The organism is Paenibacillus curdlanolyticus YK9, from assembly GCF_000179615.1.
GTDB classification, from domain to species: domain Bacteria; phylum Bacillota; class Bacilli; order Paenibacillales; family Paenibacillaceae; genus Paenibacillus_T; species Paenibacillus_T curdlanolyticus.
This window is the reverse complement of the sequence record NZ_AEDD01000007.1, coordinates 242404-260413: the sequence shown is the minus strand read 5'-3', so window position 1 is coordinate 260413 and position 18010 is coordinate 242404. Positions and strand designations below refer to the sequence as shown.

Annotated in this window: 9 protein-coding genes; all 9 read left to right on the top strand. The window is 56.1% G+C overall.

Going from position 1 to position 18010, the window contains the following annotated elements:
* The first annotated feature begins 121 nt into the window (after positions 1 to 121).
* The 9 genes from PAECUDRAFT_RS14700 (at position 122) to PAECUDRAFT_RS14655 (ending at position 18003) form a co-directional block, all read left to right on the top strand.
* Complete coding sequence (locus PAECUDRAFT_RS14700; protein ID WP_006038896.1) at positions 122 to 1987, top strand: DUF2264 domain-containing protein; 1866 nt, start codon at positions 122 to 124, stop codon at positions 1985 to 1987.
* Between the two features lie 171 nt (positions 1988 to 2158).
* The gene (locus PAECUDRAFT_RS14690; RefSeq protein WP_006038895.1) at positions 2159 to 8398 is read left to right on the top strand and encodes a fibronectin type III domain-containing protein; all 6240 of its coding nucleotides are present in this window, start codon (positions 2159 to 2161) and stop codon (positions 8396 to 8398) included.
* Between the two features lie 69 nt (positions 8399 to 8467).
* Positions 8468 to 9610: a response regulator transcription factor gene (locus tag PAECUDRAFT_RS24765; protein ID WP_006038894.1), complete on the top strand. Its 1143-nt coding sequence runs from the start codon at positions 8468 to 8470 to the stop codon at positions 9608 to 9610.
* A 178-nt stretch (positions 9611 to 9788) separates the two neighbouring features.
* Complete coding sequence (locus PAECUDRAFT_RS14680) at positions 9789 to 11141, top strand: glycoside hydrolase (RefSeq protein WP_006038893.1); 1353 nt, start codon at positions 9789 to 9791, stop codon at positions 11139 to 11141.
* Positions 11142 to 11291: 150 nt separating this feature from the next.
* Entirely contained in the window at positions 11292 to 12215 is a 924-nt protein-coding gene (locus tag PAECUDRAFT_RS14675; protein ID WP_006038892.1) for a carbohydrate ABC transporter permease, read from the top strand.
* 48 nt (positions 12216 to 12263) lie between these two features.
* Entirely contained in the window at positions 12264 to 13049 is a 786-nt protein-coding gene (locus PAECUDRAFT_RS14670; protein WP_050794365.1) for a carbohydrate ABC transporter permease, read from the top strand.
* Between the two features lie 105 nt (positions 13050 to 13154).
* The gene (locus tag PAECUDRAFT_RS14665; RefSeq protein ID WP_006038890.1) at positions 13155 to 14516 is read left to right on the top strand and encodes an extracellular solute-binding protein; all 1362 of its coding nucleotides are present in this window, start codon (positions 13155 to 13157) and stop codon (positions 14514 to 14516) included.
* Between the two features lie 93 nt (positions 14517 to 14609).
* On the top strand, positions 14610 to 16412 hold the full coding sequence (locus PAECUDRAFT_RS14660; protein WP_006038889.1) for a cache domain-containing sensor histidine kinase: 1803 nt from the start codon (positions 14610 to 14612) through the stop codon (positions 16410 to 16412).
* Positions 16405 to 18003 carry a response regulator transcription factor gene (locus tag PAECUDRAFT_RS14655; protein ID WP_006038888.1) on the top strand — a complete coding sequence of 533 codons (1599 nt, stop codon included), beginning with the start codon at positions 16405 to 16407 and terminating at the stop codon, positions 18001 to 18003. The genes PAECUDRAFT_RS14660 and PAECUDRAFT_RS14655 overlap by 8 nt, the downstream gene beginning before the upstream one ends.
* The last annotated feature ends 7 nt before the right edge of the window (positions 18004 to 18010 follow it).

Genomic DNA, 18010 nt, shown 5'->3' with positions numbered 1-18010 from the left:
AACAACAAGTAAGAAAATTTTCAAATCAGTCAGAGTTGTTTCTTAAATCGCCGTCGTTTGCTCCCTACTATAGAAAGCAAGCGGCCGGATTGCCGGCATGTACGTCTAAAGGAGCGAGCAGATGACGAAGACGATCGAGGCGAACGAATTACGGACGAAAAGGGATGCACAGCAAGCGCTACTGCGGCTATGCGAGCCGCTGCGTCCTTATTACAGCGAAGGCAGGGCAGAACTCCACCTTGCGGATACCGGCGCGAAGTACGAGGAAAGCATTGCGCGGATGGAGGCATTCGCAAGGCCGTTATGGGGATTGGTCCCACTTGCGGCGGGAGGCGGCGAGACGGACCTGTGGGATAGATATGCCGAGGGCTTTCGCAATGGCGCGAACCCTGCGCATGCGGAGTACTGGGGGACAACGACGGATACCGATCAGCGATTCGTCGAGATGGCTGCGATCGGGCTGGCATTGCTGTTAACGCCGGACCGCATCTGGGCGCCGCTGGACGAGCAGGAGCGTGCGCGGCTTGCGGCGTGGCTGGATCAGATCAACCGCCATGACATGCCGCAAAACAATTGGCGTTTCTTTATTGTCCTTGTGAATCTTGGATTAAAAAAGGTCGGCGCGCCTTACGACGAGGCGGCGATGAACGAGGCGCTGGCATTTATTGACGAATGTTATTTGGGCGATGGATGGTATGCGGACGGCAAGACCGAGCAGCGCGACTATTATATCGCTTTCGCGATGCATTACTATGCATTGGTCTATGCCGGGGTGATGGCTGACGAGGAGCCCGCACGCTGCGAGCGGTTTAAAGAGCGGGCGCGGTTATTTGCGCAGGATTTCATCTACTGGTTTGCCGAGGACGGTTCAGCGCTGCCCTTCGGCAGAAGCTTGACGTATCGGTTTGCGCAATCGGCGTTTTGGGGCGCGCTTGCTTTTGCCGGCGTGGAGGCGTTCGAATGGGGCGTACTCAAAGGGCTGGCGCTTCGCAATCTGGACTGGTGGCTGAAGCAGCCGATTTATACGAAGGAAGGGCTGCTCACGATCGGGTACGCCTATCCGAACATGCACATGGCGGAAGAGTACAACGCGCAGGGCTCGCCGTATTGGGCTTTGAAAGCGTTTCTCCCGCTGGCGCTGGACGACAGGCATCCGTTCTGGACGGCGGAGGCGAAGCCGCTGCCGAAGCTGAACGACCGCGCCGTGCAGCCGCACCCGCATATGGTCGTTTGCCGGAGGGAGGGGCATATAGCCGCCTTCACAGCCGGGCAATATGCGGCGTTCGAGCCGGTTGGGGCTGCGGCTAAATACGAGAAGTTTGCGTATTCCAACGTATTCGGATTCAGCGTCAGCAACGGCGGGCTTGGGCTGGCGCAGGGGGCCTTCGACTCGATGCTGGCATTTAGCGAAGAGGACGACTACTACAGAGGACGCCGCAAATGCGAGGAATACCGCGTGGAGGAGCAAGCCGTCTACGCAAGGTGGCAGGCATGGCGGGATGTCGAGGTGGAGACGTGGCTGCTCCCGGGGCTGCCGTGGCATGTCCGGGTGCATCGCGTACGGACGGGCCGAGGGCTGTTCGCGGCCGAGGGCGGCTTTGCGATTCCGCGCGCAGAGCTGCGCCCGGCGGTCGAGGGAGAGGGAGCAGAGCTGGAGAGCGATCGCATCGTGCTGAAGCAAGCGGGCCTGGCCAGCGGCATCGTCAACCTGCTGGGCGAGCGGGAGCCACTGAGCATTGAGGCGATGCCGAATACGAATCTGCTGCATCGCCGGACGAGCATCCCGACGCTGAAGGGCTATCTTCCGCCCGGCGAGCATTGGCTGGCGGCAGCTGTATTCGGCGGGCATATGGCCGAGGTGGCGGAAGGTTGCCGGGCGAGCATGCCAAGCGTTGAAGTGACGGCTGACCGGATTGTCGTACAGAATGGCGACGACGGCAGCGGCATAAGCAGAAGCTGGTCGATTGCGATTGGCGCCAAGCAATAGCTGGCAACGGACAGGCCCTAAGCGGTCTGTTCCTTTTAAAACGAAAATTGAATGCGCTTACAATTTCTGGTTGCGACAAGGCAAGGAGGTGACCAGCGTCAGCAACCGAACGGTTAACGGCAATATTGACGATTACCATGGCATCTTATATCGAACGAGAGGATGAGCAATATGTTCAGAAAATATAAAACGTTTCTCGCTTTCCTGCTGACGGCGCTTCTGGCGCTGCAGCCGTTGTACGCGTTGCAAGCGCAAGCGATGACGGTCGACCAGCTTCCGCCCGGTGAAGTCATTTTGTCGCAGGCGAATATCGATGAGGGCATTTTGAATCCGGAGGCTCCTGCATATGGCAGCATCGGAAAGTCCGCCGTGCAGGGCGAGCCGTTCACGGAGGCGCTGCGACTGACGACAACGGCGGAGCCGTCTGCGGACTATTTGCTGCAGCTCGCAATGCCAATTCATGCGGCGATTGAGAAGGACGACGTCATTCTCGCGAGCTTCTATGCACGGACGATCAGCTCGACGCATGAGACGGCGGAGGGCAAAGTGACGCTCGTCATGGAGCGCGAAGGCACGTGGGAAAAATCGATTAAGGAAACGATGTCGGTTCCACCGCAGTGGAAGCAGTTTTTCGTGCCGATCAAGGCAGCGCTATTGATGGAGGCGGATCAGTCGCAGGTGACGCTGCGATTCGGCTATAAGCCGCAGATTATTGAGGTCGCTGGTTTGCAGGCGGTCAATTACAAGAAGGCGGTAACGATCGACGATTTGCCGAGCACGCCGGTTTATTATGAGGGGATGGAGCCGGACGCGCCATGGCGCGCGGAAGCCGATCAGCGTATCGAGCAGTACCGCAAGGGCGACCTTGAGGTTGTCGTGCTGGACAAGGACGGCAAGCCGGTTCAAGGCGCTGATGTGCATGTTGCGATGACCAAGCACGATTTTCATTTCGGTACCGCGGTGAACAGCAGCATGATTTTCGGAACAGGCGCGGATGCGGAAATGTACCGAAACAAGCTGAAGGAAAATTTCAACGCGGTTGTCATGGAGAACGAGCAGAAATGGCCGTGGTGGGAGAGTGATAAGGCGCGCGCGGTTCGGCTGTACAATTGGCTGGGCGAGAACGGCTTCGACGTGCGCGGGCATACGCTCATTTGGGATGGACAGACCCGCGTGCCGGGCGATATTCCCGGAATGGTCGGCGATAAAGAAGCGTTGAACAAACGCATTCGGGATCATATGGACGAAGTGGCGGGCTACTTCAAAGGGCGTCTCTTCGATTGGGACGTCATTAATGAACCGACTGCCAATTCCATGATTCGCGGCGTTTACGGCGATGCGATCGCTGCCGATTGGCTGAAATTTGCCAAGGAGGCCGAACCGAACGCCAAGCTTTACATTAACGAGACGCAAATTCTGGGGCTGGACGCGCCTGTCATCGGGAAGTTTTCCAATTTCCTTCAGGCGATGAAGGATCAAGGCGCGCCGCTGGACGGCGTTGGCATTCAAGCGCATTTCGGCAGCACGCCGGTGAGCCCGATGAAATTTTACGACCAGCTTACGCATTTCACCCAATATGCGAATGAAATCGCCATTACCGAATTTGACATGAACTCGCCGCGCGAGGACATTCAAGCGCAGTTTACGCGGGACATTCTGATTGCTGCGTTCAGCCACCCGAACGTGCAATCCTTTATGATGTGGGGCTTCTGGGATGGTGCGCACTGGCAAAATAACGCGCCGCTGTTCCGAGCCGATTGGACGCTGAAGCCGTCAGGCGAAGAATGGCGCAGGCTCATCTATGATGAGTGGTGGACGGATGTGCAGGGCGCTACTGATGCGAACGGCGCGTATAAGACGCGCGGCTTCTATGGCGAATATGACGTGACGGCGAGCTATGGCGGAGAGGTGCAGACGCTGCATGCATCGCTGGCGAAAGGGGAAGCGAACAAAGTTACCATTACGCTCGGCGAGCAGGCGAACAACGAGCTCAAGCCGTTCGTGCCGCTCCCTATCCCGAGTGCGGGCGCGGACATCACCGCTCCGGTATGGCCGTATGGCAGTGCCTTTGCGGCATCGGAAGCATCGCCCACTTCCGTATCGCTGGCATGGCCGGAAGCCTACGATAACAAGGGAGTCGATCATTACCTTATTTATCAAAACGGCAGCTTGGCGAAGCAGGTTCCTTCCGATGTGACCGCATACGACGTAACGAACCTGACGAAAGGTCAAGCTTACACGTTCACAATTGTGGCAGTTGACGCCGATGGCAATCCATCGGCAGCGAGCCAGCCGATTCGCGCCAATACGGCTGCCGGAGACGACGATACGAAGCCGGGCTGGAAGAAAGGCTCGTATTTGACGGTAACCGAGCTAGGACAGCATGAAGCGACGATTACGTGGCCGCGCGCTGTTGATAACGTAGCGGCAGCAAGCTACCGACTCTATGTGAATGGCAAATACGCCGGGGAAACGAACGAGCTCAGCTATAAGCTGACGGGATTAACGGCATATGCGCCGTATACGGTTCGTGTCGAGGTGAAGGATCAGAGCGGCAATATTTCCGTGGGCGGGCCGCTTGCCGCATTCCGGACGTTAGGGGCAAGCGATACGGCAAGCCCAACGTGGAACGCGCCTGCTTTAACGGCATCCGAGCTATCCCCGGACGGGCTGACGCTCGCTTGGACATCCGCGCAGGACGCCCGCGGCGTCACGGCCTACCGGCTGTTTGAGGGAAATGAAGAGATCGTGACGCTGCCTGCGGATACGACAAGGTTCCGCGTCGAAGGACTGAAACCTAATACGTCTTATACGTTCCGGGTCGAGGCGGGCGACGCCGGAAACAACTGGTCAGACAGCGGCCCGAGCGTAGCAGCCACGACATTGACGGGTAGTGATGCCGAAGCGCCAACGTGGCCGGATACGAGACGCTTGCAGTATGCTGCGCTGACGGATCGCGGCGTCACGTTGAATTGGTCTGCGGCGCAAGACAACACGGGCGTTGCCCAGTACCGCATTTATCAGGACGGCGCGCTGCTTGGCACGGCTGCTGCTGACGCTTCTTCGTACGCTGTTGCAAATTTGGCGGCCGACCACGCCTATACGTTCCGCATCGAGGCGGTGGACGCGAGCGGCAACGCTTCCTCTGACGGGCCCGCTTTGACCGTGCGGACATCGCAGGGCCTTGTGCGGGAAACGCATAAGGTGTATCCGAGCGACGATGCCTTCGCGCAAGCGCCTGCCGTATTCGGCGGGGCGGGCACGACGAACAACTTGAATTATCTTCGCTATAAGAACGCGGCGGGCGTGTCCGGCAGCGAGCAGAACAAAAACACGGGCAACAACAGAAGGGTGTACATGAAATTCCCGCTATCCGCCGTAACGGGCAATATTTATGAGGCGTCGCTCAATATGTACGTGTCAGCCGTCCAAACGGCGAACATGGACATTGCCATGGATGTGTACGCTACAGGAGATCAATGGACGGAGACGTCCATCAACTGGGCGAATAAACCGGCGCAGGGCACGAAGCTCGGCAATTCGATCATTCGCAATCAAGGCTTTTGGAAAAGCGTCCCGGTCACCGACTACGTCGTTTCGGAAGCAAATGGGGACCAATACGTCAGCTTCCTGGTGCAAGACGACGCATGGAGCGACCAGAACGTCGATTTCCCATCCAAGGAAGCCGCGAATGCGGCGCAATGGCCTTATTTGTCCGTAAGCACCGAGGCGCCTGCTATCGATACCGTCGCTCCGGCATGGACGGGCGGCAGCTTGACCGCGTTGGATGCGCAGCCGGACAGCGTTAAGCTGAGCTGGTCAGGCGCTTCCGATCAGCGAGGCATTAATGGCTACCGCATTTACCGGGATGGTGCGCTCATTGGAACGGTTGGGGCCGACAGGACGGCCTTCACGGCAACTGGTTTGACGCCGTCCTCTTCGTACGACTTCCGGGTAGAGGCGTTCGATGCGGTGCAGGAAAGCACGGGCGGCCCTTCGGTGCAAGCGACGACGCCAGGCGCGGATGCCATAGCTCCGACATGGCCGCAAGGCGCCGAGGTCATCGTGACGGCTGAGAGCCGAGATGGCGCTTCGCTTCATTGGACGGCTGCCGAGGATAACTATGGCGTCGCTCAATATCGCATTTATGCAGGCAGTGAGCTGGCGGCGACAATTGCGGGGAATGTGACGTCCTACGCGATTCAGGGCCTTTCGGCAGGAGCCGTTACGGCGCTCAAGCTGGCCGCACTAGACAAGGCGGGGAATGAGTCGGCGGCGATCGACTTCCATGTCACAACGGCCGCGCCGGACGCTGAGGCTCCGGCATGGGCGGCCGATAGCGCGCTAACCGTCTCTCATGTGAGCGATACGGGGGCGCTGCTGCAATGGCCTGCGGCGACCGACAACACGGGGATAACCGCTTATCGGATCTATCGCGGCGATTCGCTGGCGGCAGAATTGAGAGGCACCGCTACGCGCTACTACATCCAAGGGCTCGAAGCGAATACGACGTACACATTCTCGGTCGTTGCCGTCGATGCGGCAGGCAACACGTCGACGCCGTTGGCAAGCGAGCCGACGCGAACATTGGCGTATGACAGCATCGCACCCGTCTGGCCGACGGGCTCCCGCATGACGGCGTCGCCGGATGCAGACCGCACTTTGCTGCAATGGGACGAGGCGGTGGACAATGCGGGCGTCAGCCGCTATGACATTTACAGCGCCAGTGGTTGGATCGCATCGGTCAGCGGCGATAAGACGAGCTATACGATCAGCGGTGCGCCGGACAGTACGGCCGTCTACCGCGTTGAGGCAGTAGATGCGATCGGCAACCGGACGCCGGGCAGCCTACGCACGAACGACCCGGACATTCCGATTCCGGTCGATACGACACCTCCGTCCTGGTATGGCAACAGCGTGCTGACGGCGAGCGGCATCACGTCGACGTCGATGACGTTAACGTGGACAGGGGCTTCCGATCCGCTGGGCATTGGCTTGTACAATGTGTACATGAACGGCCAGTTGATCGGTTCGCCTTCGGCAGCGACTTGGTTTGTCGACGGGCTACAGCCGAACATGGAGTACGTTTTTAAGGTGGAAGCGGCTGATCCTCTGAACAACTGGACGAGCGGCGGTCCGTCGTTGACTGTGAAGACGCTGAAGGCGTCGACAACGCCTGTAACGCCTCCGACCGGTGGAGCGGGATGGCCGATTACGCTGTCGGACGATGGGCAAGCGACGATTCACGTATCCGGCGTTAAGCCGGTAAACGGGAAGGCTGCGGTGATTGTCGGCAGGGACACGATCGCGCAAGCTTTCGCCCAAACGAGCGAAGATGCGGATGGCGGTCGGACCATCGCGATTGCGCTGCCCGCCCCGGCGGAAGCTGCTGTGAAGGGGTATGCGTTCGAGCTGCCGACTGACGTTCTAAGCCGCAGTGGCAAAGATAAGCGGATCACGCTGGTCACGCCGATCGGAAGCTTCGTGCTTCCGGGAAATATGCTTGCGAACAACGCGGCGGCGATGCAGCGAGATTCGGTTACGATCAGCATTGCGGAAGCGGGGCTGCCGCAGCAGGCCAACGTGAAAGGAACCGCCGGTCCTGCGCTGGAGCTGCAGGTGATATCCGGCGGAGAAGCTTTAGCATATAGCAATAAGGGCGCAGCTGTGCAGGTGCGGATTCCGTACCAGCTGACCGATAAGCAGGACGTTGAAGCGGTTTCCGTCTGGCGCATCGACGAGCTCGGCCGCGCTGTGCTGGTGCCAAGCGGTTTCTATGATGCGGCAACCAGCCAAGTGACGTTCGAGACGAGCCAGTTCGGACGGTTCGTCGTTGCGTATTACGCCGCAGCGTTCGAAGATTTAGGCTCGGTCGCTTGGGCGAAGCAAGCGATCCAGGCGCTCGCTGCGAGGGGCATCGTTAACGGCGTATCGCCGAGTGCGTTCCAGCCGAAAGCGAACGTCAGCCGCGCCGACTTCACGAAGCTTGTGATCGAAGCGCTTGGTCTCATTGGGGCATCGAAAGGGGCGCATGACGCCGTATTCCAAGACGTGTCCGAACGTGCCTACTACTACGATGCGGTGTCAACCGCTTATGCGCTCGGCATCGTCAGCGGCGGGGGAGACGGGCAATTCCGCCCGACCGCGCCGATCACAAGGCAGGAGATGCTAGTCATCGCAGCCAACGCCTTGAAGCATACAGGCCGGAGTCTGCCTGCAGCATCCGGGCTGGAGCTGTCGCCATACGGCGATCGCGGACAAGTGTCGCCGTATGCTTCCAGCGCAGTTGCGGCAATGGTGAAGGCCGGATTGGCGCAAGGCAGCGATAGTCGCATCGAGCCGAAGCGCACGACGACGCGGGCGGAAGCTGCTGTCCTAGTCTATCGCCTATTCAACTACGTCTATCGTTAAATATAAGCCTAAGCGCCGTGCCGATGATTTTACGTTGGCACGGCGCTTTTGTTAGGGGAGACCGAAGCGATGAACGATCGAATCGTGCTTGTCGATGGGGATGAAACGAATTTGATACGGATAACGGAGACGCTGGCGGCAATAGATGGGGTTTCGATTGACGCCTTCATAGCCGACAGTGAACAAGCCCAGCCGTGGCTGCGCCAGCATTATGCGGATATTTGTATGATCAGCACCTCGGTTGCGGGATGGCAGCGATTGCTGAACGACATCCATCTCTATTACCCAGAGATGTGCGGCATCGCACTAATACACGGGGATGCTGTGCATAGTCTCTCCCAGCCGACTGGGCAGCAGGGCGTGAGGGGCCTGTCCAATCCGGTGGCGCTCGGCGATTTGGCGGAAGCTGTCCGTCAGGTACGCGGGCAAATCGCCGTCGCTCGCAGGCATGAAGCTAATCAGCTCATGCTGGCCCATTTGTCTCACCATCGGAGCATGCTGGAGCGATGGCTGGAGGCGGTTGCGTCGGTGCACGCGCATGTGCTGCCCGTCATCATCGTCGACACGCTGGCGATGCTGGAGGCGTGGACGGGTGAGCGATTTGAGCCGCTCGGCGAGCTCGCGCAAGCATGGACGCGTTTTGCGGCTAACGAGCTGAAGAAGCAGGGTGTCGCGGTCACGGATGCAGCAGCGTCCGCTGCTTCCGTGAAGCCGCAGCGCCCTCAGCCTCAGTCGCGGGCACCAGCGGAGCCGCCGCAACCCGCTGCTCAGCCGCTGAAGCGCGAGGATGCGAGGCGGCATTACCGCCTGCAGGCTGTGGAATGGCTGGAGCATGCGGCCAATGGCATGATTGCGGAGGCGGCGCAAGCCTACATGCAGACGAAGGATGACCCCGTCAGCGGAATCAAGTCGTACATTGAGGCGAATTACGCGCGCCGTGTTACCTTGGACGAGCTGGCCGCCCGTGTCGCGGTCAGCCGGGGGCATATGGCAAAGCTGTTCAAATCGCATACGGGCATGACGATTTGGGCTTATTGCATCGATATTCGGATGCGGGCGGCAAGAGAGCTGCTGCTGTCTACCTCCTTGAAGAGCTACGAGATTGCGCTGCGCGTCGGCTACGAGAACAGCATTCATTTTTCGAGAGTGTTCAAGAAGATTCACGGCATGAATCCGATCGTCTATCGGAGAAAGTTCGCAGGCAAGCGGTGACGGACGGCGGCCAATACTCCCAAACGAATTGTCCACACGGTTCGAGTCTCGATCAAGGCGCCGCAGCCGCCTGCAATTGCATACGATCCATGCAGTAAATCGGCTTTTCGCCACAGTTACTTGTAAACGATTCCAATTTAATATAAGAGGCAAGAACGGAATAGGGAGGTTAACAGTAATGAAGGCTCGAATTGCGAGAAAGAGGTGGCTTGCGGCGCCCCTCGCCCTGGCACTGCTGCTGCAGTCGCCTATTATGCCCAAGGCACATGCGGCCACCAGCACGGTAACGATCTACAAGAGCACGACCTATCAGGCGATATGGGGCTTCGGGGCGTCGGCGAATCACCCGGTCAACGAGCTGAAAACGAACTACAGTGCGGGCGTGCAGGCCGAAATTTTGGATAAGCTGTTCCGAAGCGACGATACGAATGCCGGCTTGTCGATCGTCAGGCTTGAGATTAACCCGTATACGTCGGCTCAGGACGCAGTCCAGCGAACGTTCATGCCTGCGGACGGCGTCTATGACTGGAATACCGACGGACATCAGCGATGGTTCGCGCAGGAGGCTGAAAACCGCGGCATGAACCAGTTCTACGCCGTTCCGTGGAGCCCGCCCGGATGGATGAAGGACAACGGCTCGCCGAATAACGGCGGACATCTGCTGCCCGGCAACTACGACAAATTCGCGAATTACTTGAAGTCGTACGTCGACTACTATCGCAATACGTTAGGCTTCAATATCAAATGGGTCAGCGTCCAGAACGAGCCGGATTTGGCGACACCGTATGCATCGGCGCAATATACGAATCAGGAGATGGACACCGTGCTGGCCAAAGCGGCGGACGCCATTCATAGCCTCAATCAAGGAGTGCTGGTCGGTGCGCCGGAGGGCTCGAACCGAACCGCCTCGAACAATTACATGGTGAACCTGAGCGAGGCTACGCGAAACAAGCTGGACTTCGTATCGGTGCACGATTACGGAGCCTATACGGATGTGAACCATTTCGGCAAGCCGACGCTAAGCACGGAGGTATGCGATTTTCAAAATCCGAACGATCCGACGATTACGGACGGCTTGAAGTGGGCGAATATGATCGCTGCCGATTTGAAGCGGGGCGAGCGGGGCTGGCTGTATTGGTGGGCGGTCAATCCGGCGTCCAATACGACCGGAGAAGGGCTGATCAATCTGCAGCCGAATGATACGTATGCCGTCAATAAGCGGCTCTACGCTTTGGGGCAATTCAGCCGATACTTGCGTCCGGGCGATACGCGGGTGCTGGCCTCCTCAAGCGACAGCAATCTTATATCCGTTGCCGGGACGAATGCAACGGGAAGGGCGTCGGTCGTCATCATCAACAACAGCAGCAGCGCGATTACGACGACTTTATCCGGTCTGACGATGGCAAAGCTGTCAGGCAGACGCACGAGCGCGACGGAAAGCTTGGCGAAGCTGGCGGATTTGACTGTCACGAGCGGCTCGGTGCAGGTTACGCTGCCGGGCAAATCGATTACGAGCTTCTCCGAATTTTAACGACAAATCGACGCAAGCTTGCTGCCCTGAGCCGGGCGGCAAGCTTTTTTTAATGAAGTAAATTATTTTTCGAATGAGTAACAATTGTTGATGCCGTCCATAGCTCCGAAAATTATATCATGATGAAAACGAACAGAAAGAGGTGCGAGCGTGGAGGCTGGTGTTGTAGTCGAAAAACCGCAGAAGGTGAAGCGGACACAGAACTATCGGGAAAATCTGACGGGATGGATCTTCGTCGGCCCGATGCTGCTGGGAACATTGTTTATTACCTTGATTCCGATTATCGCTTCGGTGCTGATCAGCTTCACGGACTGGAGCTTTATAAGAGGCGTCGGAGACATTCGGTTTGTCGGGCTCGGTAATTTTCAGAAGCTGTCAACCGACGAAACGTTTCTAACGTCGATGAAAAACAATTTTATTCTGATGCTCGCCATTCCGGTGGCGATGGCCGTTTCTCTGCTGCTTGCGATTCTGATCAACGGCAAGGTGTATTTCAAGGATTTGTTCAAAATCGTTTATTTCATGCCTTACATTTCGAGCGTTGTCGGAGTGGCCGTCGTCTTTCAGGTGCTGTTTCATCCGTCGCTCGGCCCAATCAATCAGTTTCTTACGATGCTTGGCGTGGACAACCCGCCAAAATGGCTGGCCGATATTCATTTCTCGCTGCCGTCCGTCATGCTGATACTGATCTGGGTTCAGATTGGCTTCAACATGATCATCTACATGGCTGGCTTGCAAAACATTCCGAAGGATTTGTACGAGGCGGCGAGCATTGACGGCGCGACGTCCTGGCAGCAATTCAAGCGCATTACGCTGCCGATGATCTCCTCGACGACCTTCTTCCTGCTCGTGACTGGCGTCGTCTACTCGTTTAAAGTGTTCGACTTGATCGCTGTACTGACCAAGGGCGGACCGGCGAACTCCAGCTCGGTCATGGTCTACTACTTATACGAGGTGGCGTTTACGAGCTTGAAGACGGGCTATGCCTCGGCGATTGCGATGGTGCTGTTCGTATGCGTGCTCGCGATTACGCTCATTCAATGGCTCGGCCAACGCAAATGGGTCAACTACTAGGAGGAGGAGTCACGCGTGAACATTTCTAAAATCATCCTGACGGCTGTTATGCTAGTCTTCGGAATTCTCTTCTTCTTGCCGTTTATATGGATGATCAGCACATCATTCAAATTCGAGCAGGATGTGTTCAACTATCCGATCGAATGGATTCCGAGCCGATTTAATTTTGACAACTACAAGGAAGTATGGGGGGGCAAGTACCCGTTCTACCTGTATTATTGGAATACGATTAAAGTGACCGTACTGACGACCTTTACGTCGGTGCTCGTGTCCTGCATGGCTGCGTACGGTTTCACGAAGGTGCAGTTCCGCGGACGCGAAGCCATGTTCCTGGTCGTGCTGGCAACCTATATGGTGCCTTATCAGAGCATTATCGTGCCGCAGTTTTTGCTGATGAGAGAGCTGAAGCTGTTCGACACGCACTTGGGATTGATTTTGCTGGGCAGCTTTAGCGTATTGGGCACGTTTATGCTCCGGCAGTTTTTCCTCGGCATTAACAAGGAGTTTATGGAGGCTGCCAAAATCGATGGTGCCGGGCATGCGAGAATATTTCTGAATGTCGCGCTGCCGCTGATGCGGCCTGCAATTGCGACCTATGCGATTTTGCGGTTTATCTGGACTTGGAACGACTACCAGAATCCATTGATTTTTCTGCGGTCGGACCGTTTATATACGCTGCAGCTCGCCATGAACAAGTTCTCGGACATCTACGGTCAGTTCTACTCGCTGACGATGGCAGCCGCCGTATCGGCCATCATCCCGCTGCTTATTATTTTCTTGTTCGGCCAGAAGCAGGTCATTGAAGGCATCGCCTTGGGGGGCGTCAAAGGGTAAGTCATTTTTGTTTCGATTTAGTAACAAAAGTAGATTATAACGCGGTCGGAAAACAGGCAGAATTGAGAAGGGTCAACCGAATTCATAACAAAAAGGGGAATGGACATGAGAAAATGGTTAGCGGTGTTGGTGGCGCTTGTTGTCGTCATCGCGGGTTGTTCTTCGAATGGCGGCGATAAAGGCGGGACGGAGACGAAAACGGAGCCGGCCAAAGCATCGGAAAGTGCAGCAACTGCGGAAAATCCGGTTACAATCAATTTCCACAGCTGGCACATTCTTGAGAACGAGAACCTGAAGGGCACGATCGAGCAGTTTGAGAAAACACATCCTGGCATCAAAATCAATTATGTGCCGCTCGTTGACAACGGCGACGCGACCGAGAGCATCAAGAAGCTGGACTTGCTCGTCTCCTCCGACGAGAATCTGGACATCGTCGTATTCCCGGATACGCCGAAATACAACCAGCACGCTGCAATGGGCATCCTCGCCTCGATGGACGACCTGCTGAAGGAGCAGAACATCTCGGTGAAGGACGATTATAAGATTGATACGACCTTCAACGGCCATGTGTATGCGCTTCCAGGAAAGTATGTCGAATATATGGTATTGTTGAACAAAAACCATCTCGATGAAGCGGGACTGCCAGTTCCGACAGATTGGACATGGGACGATTTTAATGCATACGCGAAAAAGCTGACGAAGGGTGAAGGCGCGACGAAGCGTTACGGCGCTTACTTCCATACATGGCCGGTATTCTTCCAACAGGCGGTCGTTAACCAGCCGACAGACAACGGCTTCCTTAAGGCGGACGGCAGCTCGAATATGGACAACCCGGGCTTCGCGAAGTCGCTCGAAATTTTGAACCAAGCCATGAACATCGACAAGTCGGCGTACTCGTACGCGGATGTCACATCGCAAAAAATGCATTACCGCAACGTCTACTCGGCTCAGACGGCCAGCATGATTCCGATCGGCAACTGGATGATCGTCGAGGCGGGCGGCAATGACAAATTTACTTACAATCACACGACGGTATTCGCGCCGTATCCGAAGAACAGCAAGGATGATCCTTCCGGCTATACGAGCGCAAGCGCAGACTACTACGGCATCGCGGCGAACTCGAAGCATAAGAAAGAAGCGTTCACGTTCATTCGCTGGCTGACGACGGAGGGCATCGTGTTCCAAGGCTCGCAATTCCCGTCCTGGACGAAAGCCGATATGAACCAAGTGGTGGATAATATGATGAAGTTTGCGAAGCGTCCGGAACTTATTGATAAAACATCGCTGATGTACGTCTTGAATCATTCCAAAGCGGGCGTGCCGAACGTACCGTCGTACCAATCTGAGCTGGAAACCGCGTTCATCAAGGAAGCGGAAAAATATTTGCTGGGCGCGCAGGATATCGACACGACGATGAAGGCAGCCAAAGAAACGATTCAGAGCATCATCGATGCGAATAAGCCTTAACTCGGCCGGCTGTATAGCCCATTTGCCAAAATCAGAGGAGAAGACCTTCAGGTCTTCTCTTTTCTAACATCACGCTCGGAAGGCGGAGGTATCATGATCATCAAGCGGCCCCTAATCAAACCTACCATTCGAACAAAGCTGGTGCTCGCGGCATTGGTCTGCATGCTTGTGCCCATGCTGATTACGATGACCTCCTCCGAGCTGTTAACGAAAGACATGCTGCGGAAAAATGCGGAAGAGAACGCGAGGCAGTCTCTTCGCATTGTGAACGAGTCCGTACGCACCATATTCAGCAACATGATGTACGTCGCGAACTTTATTCAATTCGACAGCGAGCTGAATACTTTGCTGCGGGAAGAGCTGCAGGACGATAAAAAGACGCAAGCCTATGACCGGTACTTGCGGCAGATTCGTCTCATGCGAACGCTGGAGACGCTGTCTTTCTCGGGCGAGAAGCTGTATATCAGCATTTTGCTGCCGAATGGCAAAGCTTACAGCAACTACCCCGTCAGCAGCGATAAATTGATCGCGATGCAGAGCGAGCCTTGGTTTCGCGACGTGCGGAGCGCGCTGACAACAACGCGGGCTTGGGTCGGCGTACACGAGAACAGTATGGACAGCCGCTCCAAATCGCGCTATTTAATTACAACGGTGCGGGCGCTCAAATTAACGACCTCCAGCCCGTCCGCTTATGTTGTCGTGAGCATGGAGGAAAGCCGTCTTCATAAGGTGTGGGAGCAGAAAGCCGCCGATCAGCAAATTATTTTGACCGACCGGGAAGGACGCGTCGTCTCCCATCTGGATGTTTCGCAGATCGGCAAGCCTTCGAAAGCCTATGACGGTCAGGCCGACCCGTCCGCAACGTCGCTCGTTCGCATCGATCGTCAAGACTATCTGGTGACGCGGATGGATATGTCGTTCTATAACTGGAGTCTCACGAGCTTGATGCCATACAAAGAAACGATCGGCAAATTTACCGACATCAGCCGAAATATGTTGCTCGTGCTCATCTTCTTTTTCTCGTTCTTTCTCGTCGTGTTGATTTTGCTTATTCGCCAAGTGACGAAGCCGATCCATTACTTATCGAGCATCGTCCGGAAAATTAACGAGGGCAATCTGGAGATTCGCTCCAACGTGCGTGGCGTGGATGAAATCGGCGCGCTGGGGCGTGCGATCGACCATATGCTGGACCGGATCAAGGATATGATTCAGAAAATCAAGCTGGAGCAGCAGCTGAAGCGCAAAGCCGAAATCGCCATGCTGCAAGCGCAGATCAATCCGCATTTTCTGTTTAACATTCTCAATTCGATTCGGATGCGCGTCCTGCTCAAGGGCGACGATGAGAACGCCGACATTATCGAGTCGCTCAGCACGGTGCTGCGGATGACCATCGACCGCAACAACGCGTTCGTGACGCTGCGGGAAGAGGTGGAGGTTGTGCGCCATTATTTGGAGCTGCTCAACTTCCGTCGGAGCCAGCCGATTCACCTGCTGATCGAGCTTGCGCAGGAGACGCTGCTCTGGGAAATTCCTCGGTTGATTATTCAGCCGCTTATCGAGAACGCCTGCCAGCACGGCATCAAGCAGAACAGCGGAACGATTACGATCGTATCCCGAATTGTGGAGGATCAGCTCATTATCGTCGTATCGGATGACGGGGAGGGCATGGATCAAGAGACGCTGGATGCGCTGAAGCGGCGGCTGGACGGCATCGTGCCGAATGTCCGCAAGAACGGCAATAAGCTGAACGGCATCGGCTTAACGAATGTCGCTGAACGCGTTCGAATCATATACGGCGACCGTTCGGGCATCGAAGTGAAGAGCCGTGTCGGCGCGGGGACCGAAATTACGATCACGATTGCGAATTTGGCGGAAGAGGCGATGGACGATGTTTAAGGCGATGCTGGTCGACGACGATGTGCCGGTGCTCAATTATTTGGCTAAGCGGGTAAATTGGAGCGAGCTGGGGCTCGATTTGACGGGGACGTACGAGAAATCCAAGGAGGCGCTGGAGGCGGGGCTCGCTTCGATGCCGGACATTCTGATTACCGATATCGGCATGCCGGAAATGAACGGGCTGGAGCTGGTCAAGGCGTTGAAGGCGAAGGCGCCGAACCTGAAGGTCATCGTCATTTCCTGCCACAATGAGTTCGAGTACGCCAAGCAAGCGCTGCAGCTCGGGGTCAAAGACTATTTGCTCAAGGAGACGCTGAGCGCCGGGGCGCTCGGCGAGATGCTTGAGGCGCTTGTGCAGGAGATGCGGGCCCAGCGGACGATGGATCAGGAGAACGAGCGGCTGAAACGGTTTGAAGGACGCCATCGCTCCGTCATTAAAGAGCGTCTGCTGCGAGAGCTGCTGTATCAGCCGATCTGGGATTATCGCGCCTGGGCGCAGCAATGCGGCCAGCAGGGACTGCATTTTATACAGGAGCCGGTCATTCCGGTGCTATGCCGGGTGGACCGATGCGAGGAGACGATTCGCCAGCTGCGGCTGGACGATGAGACGTACAAATTCGCATTCGACAACATTGCGTCTGAATATTTGCGTGAGCAGGGCGTCGGCATGTTCATGCCGCTGGACAGCCATCGCGCGTTTCTGTTTTTTCCGGCTGCCGCTTCGATTCACGTCAACGCGTTCGATAAGGTGAAGGAGCAGCTTGCAGGCGTCCAGTCAGCCGTAAAGCGGCATTTGAAATCGTCAACGTCGTACTTTATTGGAGACAAGCAGCCGCTTGCCCAATTGCGGAGCGGGGCTGCGGAGATGCTCTTGCATATGGACCGGCATTTTTACGAGAAAGAAGGGGTCATTCGGCCGATCAGTCGAGAGCCGTTTGCGGAGGATGATATTTTCCAGCATTACGCCGAGGCGGAGCAAGAGCTGAAGCGGTCCCTGATCCATGACAACATCGAGGAGCTGCAGGAGGTCGTTGCCAAGTGGCTTGCTTTCATCGCAAGCAAAAAATATCCTCCGGCGCTCGTGAAGGAGTGGGTGCTGAAGCTAGTGCTGGATTTGCAAATGAAATTGCGATCCTTAAAGCATTTTATGTCCTCCTATTCCGACGAGGTTGTGCATAGCAAAATTTTGCGAATGGAAACGATCTTTCATCTGGAGGAGTGGCTGCTTGTATATATTGAACGGCTGACAGCTCCGGCAGACCTTGGCCATATGCAGGATTCGATTATCGTGAAGGCGCAAAACTACGTCGAGCAGCATATGAACGAAAAAATTTCGACGGAACTGGTAGCCGCGCATTTGCACTTGAATCCGAGCTATTTCAGCCGAATCTACAAGCAAGGGACGAAGGAAGGGTTCATTAAGTATGTGACCCGGATGAAAATGCAGGAGGCGTGCAAGCTGCTGGACGCGACCAATCTGACGATTGAGGACATTTCGAGCCGACTCGGGTATGAGCATAAAAGCTATTTCAACAAATGTTTTAAAACCGTGATGTGCGTATCCCCGGTGGAGTACCGCGGGCAGAAGTAACCGTTGT